This is a genomic window from Mycobacterium marseillense (assembly GCF_010731675.1).
Classification (GTDB): Bacteria; Actinomycetota; Actinomycetes; order Mycobacteriales; family Mycobacteriaceae; genus Mycobacterium; species Mycobacterium marseillense.
Genome location: NZ_AP022584.1, coordinates 1273416 through 1285400 on the forward strand (window position 1 = coordinate 1273416; position 11985 = coordinate 1285400).

General features: G+C 67.0%; 12 protein-coding genes and 1 pseudogene. All 13 read left to right on the top strand.

Going from position 1 to position 11985, the window contains the following annotated elements; translation table 11 throughout:
* Window positions 1-608: 608 nt before the first annotated feature.
* The 13 genes and pseudogenes from lpqS to G6N26_RS05675 all read left to right on the top strand — a co-directional run bounded on the left by lpqS (window position 609) and on the right by G6N26_RS05675 (window position 11905).
* Entirely contained in the window at window positions 609-1037 is a 429-nt protein-coding gene (gene lpqS / locus G6N26_RS26645; RefSeq protein ID WP_014711817.1) for a putative copper homeostasis (lipo)protein LpqS, read from the top strand.
* A gap of 248 nt (window positions 1038-1285) precedes the next feature.
* On the top strand, window positions 1286-1585 hold the full coding sequence (locus G6N26_RS05620) for a PE family protein (protein ID WP_014711818.1): 300 nt from the start codon (window positions 1286-1288) through the stop codon (window positions 1583-1585).
* Between the two features lie 15 nt (window positions 1586-1600).
* Window positions 1601-2791 (top strand): PPE family protein, encoded by a 1191-nt coding sequence (locus tag G6N26_RS05625; protein WP_014711819.1) that lies wholly within the window; start codon window positions 1601-1603, stop codon window positions 2789-2791.
* Between the two features lie 90 nt (window positions 2792-2881).
* A complete protein-coding gene (locus G6N26_RS05630) occupies window positions 2882-3178 on the top strand; it encodes a WXG100 family type VII secretion target (RefSeq protein ID WP_014711820.1) in 297 nt (98 codons plus the stop codon).
* Between the two features lie 11 nt (window positions 3179-3189).
* Window positions 3190-3473, top strand: a pseudogene (locus G6N26_RS05635) (WXG100 family type VII secretion target).
* Between the two features lie 290 nt (window positions 3474-3763).
* Window positions 3764-4108 (top strand): NADH-quinone oxidoreductase subunit A, encoded by a 345-nt coding sequence (locus tag G6N26_RS05640; protein WP_014711822.1) that lies wholly within the window; start codon window positions 3764-3766, stop codon window positions 4106-4108.
* Window positions 4109-4269: 161 nt separating this feature from the next.
* On the top strand, window positions 4270-5343 hold the full coding sequence (locus G6N26_RS05645) for a hypothetical protein (protein WP_050593740.1): 1074 nt from the start codon (window positions 4270-4272) through the stop codon (window positions 5341-5343).
* The gene (locus G6N26_RS05650) at window positions 5336-6274 is read left to right on the top strand and encodes an NADH-quinone oxidoreductase subunit H (protein ID WP_014711825.1); all 939 of its coding nucleotides are present in this window, start codon (window positions 5336-5338) and stop codon (window positions 6272-6274) included. The genes G6N26_RS05645 and G6N26_RS05650 overlap by 8 nt, the downstream gene beginning before the upstream one ends.
* 3 nt (window positions 6275-6277) lie before the next feature.
* Window positions 6278-6841 carry an NADH-quinone oxidoreductase subunit J gene (locus G6N26_RS05655; protein ID WP_014711826.1) on the top strand — a complete coding sequence of 188 codons (564 nt, stop codon included), beginning with the start codon at window positions 6278-6280 and terminating at the stop codon, window positions 6839-6841.
* The gene (locus tag G6N26_RS05660; RefSeq protein WP_014711827.1) at window positions 6838-7140 is read left to right on the top strand and encodes an NADH-quinone oxidoreductase subunit NuoK; all 303 of its coding nucleotides are present in this window, start codon (window positions 6838-6840) and stop codon (window positions 7138-7140) included. Before G6N26_RS05655 ends, G6N26_RS05660 begins: the two co-directional genes overlap by 4 nt.
* A 32-nt stretch (window positions 7141-7172) precedes the next feature.
* Complete coding sequence (locus G6N26_RS05665; RefSeq protein WP_014711828.1) at window positions 7173-8990, top strand: proton-conducting transporter transmembrane domain-containing protein; 1818 nt, start codon at window positions 7173-7175, stop codon at window positions 8988-8990.
* 2 nt (window positions 8991-8992) lie between these two features.
* On the top strand, window positions 8993-10483 hold the full coding sequence (locus G6N26_RS05670; protein ID WP_014711829.1) for a complex I subunit 4 family protein: 1491 nt from the start codon (window positions 8993-8995) through the stop codon (window positions 10481-10483).
* Between the two features lie 18 nt (window positions 10484-10501).
* Entirely contained in the window at window positions 10502-11905 is a 1404-nt protein-coding gene (locus G6N26_RS05675; protein WP_014711830.1) for an NADH-quinone oxidoreductase subunit N, read from the top strand.
* Window positions 11906-11985: the final 80 nt, after the last annotated feature.

The window sequence follows — 11985 nt, forward strand, 5'->3', positions numbered from 1 at the left end:
GGCGATTTACACCGCCGCACGGCAAGGCATCTGTGTCCCCGTCTCCTGGTCATCCTTTCGGGCGCCGGCCCGCGATGACGACGACTCTGACCCCAAAGAGTCGCCGCAGAATGGCATCGGCACGCAACCAGGCGCAAGATTGCTCACGTTCGGTCGCGTCGATGACGTCACCTTGTGATTACCCATGTGACTCCGCAGGATCCACCGTTAAGCACCCGATCGGCGCGAAATCCCCATGCGATTAAGGGATTTGACGCGAACAGCTGCCAACGGCTCGGCCGCGCGCATCGCCTGCCGGGTGAGTCCTCATGTGTCCGGGCCGATAGATCGAAGCCGCGAGCTGGTGTTGTCGTGCGAGCGGGCCGGCGTACCGATTACCGCCTGGGTAGAGGAATGCCAGCTCGGCCGCCCGCTATACCTCCGGTGGGTAGGGGTATTCGGTATGGGGGTGCAATTGTGCGCGTCAGCCCCTGCGGCCCGACTGCTGATATCGACTTTACCTGCGGCATTAGGGCCGCGAGCAGGCACACTCCTGACCCGGGCACAATGTGGTATCGGCCGCCCTACGTATGGCATACCCCCCTATAGACAGGTACAGTTGAGACACTATGAGTCCCCGCGGCGCAGGCAGTTCGGTGCGGTTGCGCGCTGTCGTCGCGATCGCGGCTGCAGTGTGGCTGGTCCTCGGCGCCCTGGGGTGTGGGTTGGTGCATTTCGCGCCTCTCGCGTTTGACCCACCGCACGCCTTCGTGACATCGGCGGATGGCGGGTTTGGCACTGGCGGGCCCGGCATGCAGGCCGACCATGCTTCGCTTTACCGCGGCCTGGCCGCCAAATGCTCCAAGGTGTTCGGGGCTATGCCGGTGCCGGGGCCGGTTACCGCGCTGGTGGAACTCGGTCTCGCGGTCGCGGTGGTCGCCGTCGCAGGTTCGCGGGTCAAACTCGTCGTGCCGGTTGGGCGAGCCCCGCCCCGCGCAGCTGCCATTGCCTTCACCGGTCGAGACCTCTTGACGCGGTTCTGCATAGCTCGCCGATGATCAGCCGGCGGCAGGCCATCGTGTTGCGCCACGACGGCCGGTGAACGCTCGCCCACCGTCACCAATCTCTGCCGCCCCTTCCGCTCGGATGAATGCCGGGCCAATGAACACGTCAATCCTGCCTGACTCTGTCTAGCCGAGTTGGGCGACGCGGTTTCCGTCCCGCGGCGACCGCACCAGCGCCTTAACACACCGCAGCGGACGGGGTCAGCCCATGTCCGTAATCCCAAGTCTCCAAGGAGAAGTCCATGTTCTCACTCACCGTCGCCCCGCAAATGTTGACGGCGGCGACCGGTAACCGGCTGGGCATCGGCTCGGCGATGAGCGCCGAAAACACGCCCGCGGCCGCACCGACGACCGGGGTGGTTCCCGCCGCCGCCGATGAGGTGTCGGCGTTGACGGCGCTGCAGTTTGCCGCGCACGCTCAGATGTATCAGGCCGTCAGCGCCCAAGCTGCGGCGATCTACGAATTGGTCGCGAAAACCCTTGGTGTCAGCGCTGATTCGTATGCGGTCACCGAGGCCGCCAACGCGGTCGCGGCCGGCTAAGCATTCCGAGGTGAAATGATGGATTTCGCTGCTTTGCCACCCGAAATCAACTCGGCAAGGATCTATGCCGGTCCGGGGCCGGGCTCGATGCTGGCCGCAGCGTCGGCCTGGGAAGGACTCGCCGAGCAGCTATATTCGGAGGCCGCTTCGTATTCCTCGGTGGTTTCAGGGCTGACGAGCGGACCGTGGCTGGGTCCGGCGTCGGCGGCGATGACCGCCGCGAGCGCCCCCTTCGTGGCGTGGATGGACACCACTGCCGCCACGGCACAGCTGACGGCTTCGCAGGCCATGGCGGCCGCGGCCGCCTATGAGGCGGCCTTTGCGATGACGGTGCCGCCACCAGTCATCGCGGCCAACCGCAGCCTGTTGATGTCGCTGATCGCGACCAACATCCTCGGGCAAAACACGCCCGCGATCGCGGCCACCGAGGCACAGTACGCGGCGATGTGGGCCCAGGACGTCGCCGCGATGTATGGCTACGCGGCCGCCTCGGCGAGTGCGTCGCTCCTGACCCAGTTCATCCCGCCGCAGCCCGCCAGCAACCCGGCCGGCCTGGCCGGACAGGGAACCGCGGTCGGCCAAGCTGTCGGAAGCTCGGCCAGCACCGACGCGCAGGCGGTCCTGTCACAGGTGACCTCCACGGTGCCGACGGCTCTGCAGCAGCTCGCGTCGCCGCTGTCGTCCACATCCGAGTCGTCCACGGGGTCGCTGTCGTCGTTGAGTTCGTCGCTCAGTTCCATGAATCCGGCGTTGTCGATGACAAGTTCGGTTGGGTGGATATCGAGTTCGCTGCTCTCGAACGCGAATCAGATGAAGAATTTGATGCCGGCCGTCACCGCCGCCAGCACCGCAGCTTCGGGACCGGGATTGACGGGCGCGCTCGCGTCCAGCGCGCTGGGAGCACCCGGCTCAGCAGGACTCGGCGGGGCAGCCGTGTCGGCGGGCGTGGGCCGGGCGGCCACGGTCGGGGCGTTGTCGGTGCCCCAAGCCTGGGCTTCGGCGGCCCCGGCAATGAGTCCTGCCGCGACGGCGCTGCCCAGCACCAGCCTGGCCACTGCCCCAGGAGCCACAACGGGGGCTCCCGCAAGCATGCTCGGCGCGCCGATGGCAACGATGGCCGGGCGCGGCATAGGCAACGTCGGCGAAACCGACCTCCGGTTCATGCCCCGCCTGACAGTGGTACCGCCCTCGGCGACCGTCGGATAACAAAGGAGAGCACCAATTCGTTTTGGCAGGCGGCCATGACGCCGGCCACGTCGAGCAAAACTGATGATTTCCAGGTAAGGAGACACTCCAATGACTGCACGCTTGATGACCGATCCGAACGAGATGCGATCCATGGCAGGCCGTTTCGACGTGCACGCCCAAACCGTCGAAGATGAAGCCCGCAAGATGTGGGGGTCCTCGCTGAACATTGCCGGTGCCGGATGGAGCGGGACCGCTCAGGCCGCGTCCTACGACACCATGGGCCAAACGAACACTGCGTTCCGCAACATCGTCACCATGCTGCACGGGGTGCGCGACGGCCTGATCCGCGACGCCAACAACTACGAACAGCAAGAGCAAGCCTCACAGCAGATGCTAGGCAGTTAGGAGAACCGACGATGAGCATCAACTACCAATTCGGCGACGTCGACGCCCATGGCGCGCTGATCCGCGCCCAGGCCGCTTTCCTGGAGGCCGAGCATCAGGCCATCATCCGTGATGTGCTTGCCGCCGGGGACTTTTGGGGCGGTGCGGGTTCGGTGGCCTGCCAAGAGTTCATCACCCAGTTGGGCCGCAACTTCCAGGTCATCTACGAGCAAGCCAACGCCCATGGGCAAAAGTCCAAACTGCCGGGGCCAACATGGCCTCCACCGACAGCGCCGTTGGGTCCAGCTGGGCCTAACATCCACCCAGAGGCGCCAGCCGCACCTCGATCGAAAGAGCAAAGAGCCTGCACGACGCTGGGCCAGCCGAAATCAACTAGCCTGCAAGATGATTGGCGCTGCACAACCATTGCGAGTCAACTCCCAGACTGCTTCAGGTCGCCGGCGGCGGCGCGGCGGCCCGGACCCAGCAGGGCGGCGATCGGTTTCGGGGCGTCGTGGAGGCGTGGTAGGCCATAATCCGGGTGCACTGCGCATGTGGGGACGTGGACAAGACCCTGTGGCCTGCACGGGTGAAAGGAGTGCAGCGATGTATGCCGGTGTGGCCTCGACGCTGCTGGTATCCCTAGCGGGCGTCGCCGGCGCGTATGGGATGCACCGGCTCACGGCGGTGTGGGCGGCCGCGTTGACGTCGCTTCCCTTCCAGTCGGGGTGGCGGCCCGAGGAGCACGCGCTGTCCCGGTATCACGTGCGCTGGTATCCAGCGACACTGGTCTTTCTCGCTTTCGACGTCGAGATGCTGTTCATGTACCCATGGGCCATGGTCGTCGCACAGATGGGCACCACCGCGATCGTCGAGATGTTCCTATTTTTGGCCGCGTTGTTCGTCGCGGTCGCGTGGGCGTGGCGGGAGGGCGCACTGCGATGGGTATGACCGCCGCCTTAACCCGAGCTGCTGTCCGCCGGGTCCACGTCCTGACCGTCGAGGTCCCAGGCGATTGGGTTCTGCGCGCAGCGGTGGAGCGCTGTGTCGCTGCTCGGGGCTGGTGTGCAGCGGTGTCCCCGGCGGACGCCGATGCACTAGCGGTATGCGGCATGCCCGGGTCCGAGTTGGGCGAAGTCGTCGAAAGGATCTGGGACCAACTGCCCGGCCCCCGTGTCCGCATCGACATTACTGACAAGGAGTCGATCGATTCTGCGCTGGACCGCGCAGGCGCGGAGCTGCTCGATTGCGGGCGACAACGAGACGACGCCCGTGATCGCGCACAATCGCCCCGCCCGGACCACAGTGGCCACCACGGCGGAACAGCCCATGGCGGCACGGATCACCGCGGCATGAACCACGGCGCAATGGACCACAATGGCCACCACGGCATGGACCACAGCGCGATGGAGCACGGCGACATGGACCACCACAACATGGACCACGGCGCGATGGACCATAGTGGCCACCACGGCATGGACCACGGCGGCATGGAGATGGCACCCGCCGGCATTGCTCTGGCCGAAGGCGGAGAGGACCGCGATGGCCTCGAGATGGATGTCCTGCACTTGCGTCTCGGCCCGGTCCTCCCGCACTGGCCGGCGGGGTTGGTATTGCGGTGCTCATTGCAGGGAGACGTCCTCGCCGAGGCCGAGGCATGGATCGTCGATAACGACCATGAAAGCCGATATAAGGCCCCGCCGGAACGCACCGAATTGGTGGTGGCTGCCCGACAGTGCGACCACGTCGTCGATCTGCTGGAGTTGTCGGGGTGGCCGCGGGCGGCGGCCATAGCGCGGCAGGCGAGGGACCTGTTGCTGGGCGACTCTGACGTTGACCGAGCGCGGGAGCTGCTCGACGGCCTGCACAAGATGCTCGGCAAGTCCAGGTTGCTGCGCTGGTCGTTACGCGACCTCGCGCCGCTGACATCTGAAAGTCTCGACCGTCATGAGCTGCCCGCGGCACTTGCCGGCGATACCTACGACCGGCTACTCACCCGAGTCGGTCTAGCGCGCACTCTGTTGCGAGAACCCTTAAATTCCAGTCTATTTGAACTTGACTCGACAAAGATAAGCGATGTGCTACCGGCCCTGGTGCGCGGCCTGGACATGGCCACTGCCCGCCTGGTAGTCGCCAGTCTCGGCATCGACACCGCGCGCGCAAACGAGAGCATCCCTCATGGGTGACCCGACGGTTACGTCGGTGCCAGGCGTCTGGGCGCTCGGCGCCGCCGGGTTGCTCGGAGCACTCGGCCTCTATGCCGCCTCCCTCGATGGTGTGCTGACCGACCGCGGCAACGGTGTCCGCACGGGCGGAGCGGCCACACCGCTGTGGGAGGCGGCGCGGCTGATGCGGCAGCGTCGGCGCACCATCGTCGCGGCGGACGCGATGCTGTGGCGGGTCGGCGCCACGGGTCTGATCGTCGCCGCCATGTTGATGGTGACCGTGGTGCCGCTGGGCCGATGGACGCTGTTCGATCTCGATGTCGGCGTCGTGTGGTTCAACGCGATGGACGTGATGGTGTGGGCGCTGGTGTGGCTCGCCGGTTGGGGTCCGAATTCGGCGCATTCGCTGATCGGCGGCTACCGATTCCTGGCCCACGGCCTGGGCTATGAGCTCCCGCTCATGTTCGCGCTGGTCGCTCCGGCCATTGCAGCCCAAAGCCTGCGTGTCGGCGCGGTCGCCGCGGCTCAGCAGCAATTGTGGTTCGCGGTATGGATGCCAATCGCGTTTGTCGTCTATTGTCTTGGGGTAGCGGCCTTTTCGGTATGGGGCCCGTTCACGCCGGCGCTTGGCGCCGACGTCGCCGGCGGCGTGACCACGGAACTCTCCGGTGTGGACCGGCTAGTGTTCCACGCCGGGCGATACGCGCTGCTGGTCGCCGGTGCCGCGTTCGCCGTGCCGATGTTCCTCGGCGGCGGCGACGGACCGTTGCTACCGGCTTGGTTGTGGGTGTTGCTCAAAACCGTTGTACTGCTGACGGTTTTGGTATGGCTGCGTAGACGGGTTCCCGTCTTTCGGCCGGAGAAGTTCATGGAGTTCGGCTGGGTGGTCCTGCTGCCGGCCGTCCTGTTGCAAGACCTGGTCGTGGCCATAATCGCTACTTGGAGGAGCTGATACATGATCGTCGACGTGGTCTTCTGGATCTGCGCGGCGATCGCCGTGCTCGCCGGTGCGGCCGTCTTCCGGGTGACCTCGATGGCGCGCGCCACGTATGCGCTGGCGGTGTCGTTCGTCGCCGTGGGTGTCGCGGTGCTGCTGCTGGCGCAGAACTACATCGGCGTGGTGACGATCTTGATGATGGTGATGGAGATGGCGGTGATGGCCGTCTATATGGTCATGTTCATGGGCATGAACCCGGCGCTGATGCCGATGAGCATGGTGCACGACAAGCGCCGGGCCCTCACCGCGGCCGTGGGCACCTTCGTTCTGCTGGCGACCGGGATCCTGCTGGTCGACTGGCCATCGCGGCGCGGTGCACCACCACGCGATGTCACCGTGGCGCTCGGGGAGGAGTTGATGGGACCGAAGATGCTCGCGATGGCCGTTATCAGCCCAATCATGGTGGCCACCATTGTGGCCGCGATTGTGTTGGCGGCCAAGCGGAGCCGTTACGACCGGTTCGGCGATGACTTGAAACAACGTCCCGCCCGCGACCCGCAGCCGGGAGGTGTCGGGAGATGACCCTCGACACGGTGCTGCTGGTAGCGGCCGCGTTGTTCAGCATCGGACTCTACGGTGCGCTCTCCCAACAGGTCGTGGTGATGGTGATGATGGGTCTCGAGTTGATGATCAACGCGATCATCCTTGCCGCCGCGGGCTTTTGGTGGTTCCTCGCGCCGGCGCCCACCGGCCAGGTTTTGCTGCTGGTGATCATCGCGGCGATGACCGTGGAGATGGCGATGGGCTTCGCCGTCGCGACGCTGCTACACCGCGACCACCGGGCCGACATGACCGATATGGCCGCCGAGCTGTCCGGCTGACCGTGGCAGGGGGCACACCAGCGCAGCTTTGGTTGTGGTTGCTGATCCTCGCGCCGGCCGTGGCCGGCGCGACGTTACTGCTGGGCCGCCGGTTCGAGCGGTACGCCGCGGCGATCTCGGTGACCGCGGCGGCAGTCATGCTGGTGTCGTCGATCGTCGTGGGCTTTGCCCGCCCGGAACTGGCCGTGGCGTTCATGGCCGGCACGGAATTCGCGTTACGGATAGATGCGCTGGCCGCGGTGGTAGTTCCGATGGTGGCGGCGGTGACGCTGCTGGTGTTGGTATTCGCCGCCGGGGACATTCGGGAAGCGCCGGGCCGGTTCCACGGGTTGATGCTGTTATTCGCCTCGGCTGTCGCCGTAACCGCGTCGGCAACGACGTTGCCGACGCTGCTGTTGGCGTGGGAGGTGATGGGGGCGGCGTCGTACGCGCTGATCGGGTTCAGGTGGCGCGACGAGTACCGAATGTCGGCCGGGCTCACCGCCTTCCTGACCACCCGCACCGCCGACCTCGGCCTCTACCTGGCCGCGGCGGCTGCGCTGGCCGGTGGCGCGGGGCTTGCGCTGGCCGACCTGCCCGACGCGAGCGGCGGCTGGCGGCACGTCATCGCGTTCGGGGTGCTGCTCGCGGCGCTCGGCAAGGCCGCGCAGCTGCCGTTCTCGTTCTGGCTGTCCCGGGCCATGGAGGGTCCCAGCGCGGTCAGCGCGCTACTGCACTCGGCCGCGATGGTCGCCATGGGCGCATATCTGCTGCTGCGGACGCAGCCGCTGCTCGCGGCCACCGGGTGGGCCGCGCCGGCCGCGGCATGGATAGGTGGGGGAACTGCGCTGCTGTTGGGCGCGGTCGCGGTGGCGCAGCGTGATCTCAAACAGCTGCTGGCGGCCTCGACCGCAGCGCAGCTCGGATTCGTGGTGATGGCCGCGGGTGTGGGCGCCGTCGGCGGCGGCGCCGCGCAGCTGATCGCCCACGCCTTCACCAAGGCCGGATTGTTCCTTGCGGCCGGCGCCTGGTTGTCGGTACTGGGCACCAAGCAGCTCGACGACCTTTGGGGGGTCGCGCGACGGTGGCGGCTCCTGGGCTGGTCGGCCACCGTCGGCGCCCTGGCTCTGGCCGGCGTTGCGCCGCTGTCGCTATGGGCGACCAAAGACACGGTGCTGACCGCAGCCCTGCACTACTCCCCCGCCCTCTACGCCGTGGGATTGGCCGCGTCGGCTCTCTCGGCGGCCTATGCCGGAAAGGTCCTAACCGTGCTGTGGCGCACCAAAGCTGCCGACAGCAGCCCCGGCGTCACGCGAGACGCTCTCGGCCCCAACGCCTTCCAGCAGGCCCCTATCGTCGTCCTCGCGGTCGGCGCCGCAGCGGCGGTAGTGTTGGCGTTGCCGCCGGCCGGCTCGGCTCTTACCCGGGCGCTGCGCGGCACCGCGAGCCCACCCGCGACGGCGCTCGAGCTGCTAGGCTCGGCAGCGCTAGCGGTCATCGTCGTCGCGGCGGTGGCGCGCTGGTGGGTACCCGAGCCCCGGTGGGCAGGCGGCTGGCTCGGCCTGGAGCAGGTCGCTCATCTCCTCGTCGTCCGGCCCACATTCGGCCTCGCACGCATCCTGGCGCGATTCGACGACCGGGTGCTCGACCGGGCCGTGGAGGCAACCGCCATCCACTCGCTACGGGCAGCGCACCGTTTGGCGCACACGGACATTCGCGCGGTCGACGGTGCGGTGGAAGCGGTCGCGGGTTGGATGCGCCGGCTCGGTGAATTGGCGCGCCGACCGCAAACCGGCCAGCTGCACCAGTACTACCTCGCGGCTGTGGTGGTGCTGGCATTCGGTGTCGTGGTCCTGGTCGTAGCGAGGTGAGCGTGCTCAGTGTGATCGTTTTCCTGCCGCTAGCGGCGGCCCTGGTGTTGCTGGCGCTGCCGCGGCTTGGCGGTGCTGCGGCAAACTGGATTTGGGTTGCGGTCACAGCCGCCGATGTGGCGCTGACTGCGGTGGTGTGGGCGCTCTATCGGACGCCCCGGCCGGGTGCATTGGCGTTCGAGGAGAAGGCCCGATGGATACCCGGGGTCAACAGCAGCTACCACCTAGGGGTCGACGGGCTATCGCTGCCGCTGGTCGTCATGACGGCGGTGATCTTTCTGGCCTGTGCCCTCTACAGCCTGCGCGGCCGCGACCGGCCTAAACCGCTGGCCGCGCTGTTTTTGTTCCTGCAGACGGTGAGCCTGGGTCTGTTCGTGTCCGCCGACCTGATTCTGTTCTTTGTTTTCTTCGATTTATCCATCGTGGCAATGTATTTCGTGATCGCGGGCTGGGGCCATGGCGACGCCGGCCGGTCGGCGCTGAAGTTTTTCCTCTACACCTTCCTGGGTTCGCTGGCGCTGCTCGTCGGTTTCATCGGCCTGTATATCGCGGCCCAGCCGCACACGTTCGACATGGTGACCCTGGCCGCCAGCACACCTCTGGGCGGCAGCCCCGTCGCCGGCGGCTTGGTTCTCGCGGCGATCCTGCTGGGACTGGCAGTCAAGACTCCCACCGTCCCGTTCCATACCTGGCTGCCGCCGGCGCACACCGATGCCCCCGCGGTCGGCTCGGCGGTGCTCGCCGGGGTGCTGCTGAAGATGGGCGCCTACGGGTTCGTGCGGATAGCAATGCCGATGCTGCCGCAGGCCTGGCGCGCGTGGGCGTGGGTGATCATCGTCGTCGGCGTGGTGTCGGTGCTCTACGGCGCGCTGGTGGCGTTGGCCCAAAACGACTTCAAGCGGATGGTCGCCTACACGTCGGTCAACCATATGGGCTACATCGTGCTCGCGGTCGGTGCGGCCGGGCTGATCGCGGGTGACACCGCCCAGGCTCGCGGGGTTGCGGTCACGGGCGCCGTCACCCAGATGGTCAGCCACGGTTTGATCACCGGTGCGCTGTTTTTGATCGCCGGCGTGTTTTACGAGCGCGCTGGGACATACGACATGAACACCTTCGGAGGGCTCGCCGGGCCGGCCCCGAAACTGGCTTGGCTCTTTGCCGTCGGCGCATTCGCCTCCCTGGGCTTGCCGGGCTTCTCCGGCTTCATCGCCGAATTCCAGATCTTCACCGGCAGTATCGCCGCCGCACCGATCACCGCCGTCGCGCTGCCCGGCATTCTGGTCACCGCGGCGCTGTTTCTGCTCGCGCTGCAGCGCATCTTCACGGGCGAGACGCGCGGACACTCGGTGGGATTTGCCGACCTCCGTTATTCCGAAACGTGTTCTGTCGGAATGCTTCTCGCCTTATCCGTCGCCATAGGCGTGTTTCCGCGGCCGTTGCTCGATCTGATCGAACCGGCCGCTCACGCGCTCGTCGGGCTGGTCGGGCGGTAGCCGGACGTGGAGACGGGGATGCGGCCGCTGCTGATGCTGCCCGAGATGCTGGTGTTCGGCGGCGGGCTCGTGGTGCTGATCAGCGGATCGTTCCTGGCCCGGCGCCGGCAGTGGTGGGCCCGGGGAGTCGCCGCCGCCGCGCTGTGCGGTGCCATCGCCGTCGCGGTGGTCGGGATGGCCGGTCCGGATCGGACCGCTTTTGACGGCACCTTCGCCGCCGACACCGCCACGGGCGTGGCGCGGATCGTGGTCATGGTCGGGACGCTGTTGGTGCTCGCGGTGGCCGCCGGTGAAATCGCCGGCTCGGTCCGCGAAAGCGAAACGTACGCACTGCTGCTGTTTTGCACCGCCGGAGTTATGGTCCTGGCCGGAGCCGACGATCTGCTCGTGCTGATAACCGGATATCTGCTGGCCGGCATTCCGCTCTATGGGCTGATCGGGCTGGTGCGCTCCGCGAAGGGCGCCGAGGCGACGATGAAGGCCTACCTGATCGGCGCATTATTCGGGATCGTCCTGATGCTCGGCGTGACCGTGCTCTACGGGGCTTCCGGCACCACCCGCTACGGCGACCTGGCGGCCGGTCTTGGCAGCGCACCAGGTGGTGCCATCGCCGCAGGACTGCTCGGTGTCGTCGCGGGCCTGATGTTCGAAGCCGGCGGCGTGCCCGCGCACTTCTGGATTCCGGATGCGGCAGAAGGCGCGAACGGCACCGCCGCCATGTTCTTGACCACCGTGCCGAAGGTCGGGGCGCTGCTCGCGCTCTACCGCCTGGTCGACGTGCTGCCCGGAAAGACGGCCTGGCCGTTACTGGTCGCGGTGATCGCCGTCGCCAGCATGACGCTGGGCAACCTCGCCGCCTACTGGCAGCACGACCCCCGACGACTACTGGGCTGGTCGACGATCAGCCAGGTCGGCTACCTGCTCGTTCCGATCGCCGTGGCGGGCCGCAGCGACCTCGCGCTCCCGTCGTTGCTCTTCTATCTCGCCGGCTACACGCTCACCAACAGCGCGGCATTCGCTGTGAGCACAGCGCTGCCGGCCCGGCGCCACCTCGACTCCTACCGGGGTCTGGCTTACGTTCGGCCCTGGCTGGCCGGTGCGCTGGTGGTCGCGCTGCTCGGCCTGGTCGGAACTCCGCCGACGGCGGTCTTCATCGGCAAGCTCACCACGGCGACGGCGGCGTGGGACGGTAGCCAGGCATGGCTCGCCGTGGTTGTCTTCGTCAACTCCGTGGTTAGTCTCTTCTACTATCTGCGCTGGATCATCCCGTCATTCCAGCGGCCCGCCGAAGGCATGAGAGACAGCGTCGTCACGGCGGAGAAATGGTCCGCACGGACCGCGATAGTGGCGGCGGGCCTTAGTCTGGGGCTCGGAATCGCAGCCGGTGCCGTCTGGGAAATGCTCCCCAGATCGCTGATGTAGCCCGCGGAACTGCTGGCCCGCATGAACTGTGCCTCGCTTACGCTGAGGGAGTCGACATGGTGGATCAAATAGGGAAGCGG

Excerpts from the sequence above, each read along its gene's own strand:
- lpqS (WP_014711817.1), top strand. The coding sequence starts at position 609 with ATGAGTCCCCGCGGCGCAGGCAGTTCGGTGCGGTTGCGCGCTGTCGTC.
- G6N26_RS05620 (WP_014711818.1), top strand. The coding sequence starts at position 1,286 with ATGTTCTCACTCACCGTCGCCCCGCAAATGTTGACGGCGGCGACCGGT.
- G6N26_RS05625 (WP_014711819.1), top strand. The coding sequence starts at position 1,601 with ATGATGGATTTCGCTGCTTTGCCACCCGAAATCAACTCGGCAAGGATC.
- G6N26_RS05630 (WP_014711820.1), top strand. The coding sequence starts at position 2,882 with ATGACTGCACGCTTGATGACCGATCCGAACGAGATGCGATCCATGGCA.
- G6N26_RS05640 (WP_014711822.1), top strand. The coding sequence starts at position 3,764 with ATGTATGCCGGTGTGGCCTCGACGCTGCTGGTATCCCTAGCGGGCGTC.
- G6N26_RS05645 (WP_050593740.1), top strand. The coding sequence starts at position 4,270 with ATGCCCGGGTCCGAGTTGGGCGAAGTCGTCGAAAGGATCTGGGACCAA.
- G6N26_RS05650 (WP_014711825.1), top strand. The coding sequence starts at position 5,336 with ATGGGTGACCCGACGGTTACGTCGGTGCCAGGCGTCTGGGCGCTCGGC.
- G6N26_RS05655 (WP_014711826.1), top strand. The coding sequence starts at position 6,278 with ATGATCGTCGACGTGGTCTTCTGGATCTGCGCGGCGATCGCCGTGCTC.
- G6N26_RS05660 (WP_014711827.1), top strand. The coding sequence starts at position 6,838 with ATGACCCTCGACACGGTGCTGCTGGTAGCGGCCGCGTTGTTCAGCATC.
- G6N26_RS05675 (WP_014711830.1), top strand. The coding sequence starts at position 10,502 with ATGCGGCCGCTGCTGATGCTGCCCGAGATGCTGGTGTTCGGCGGCGGG.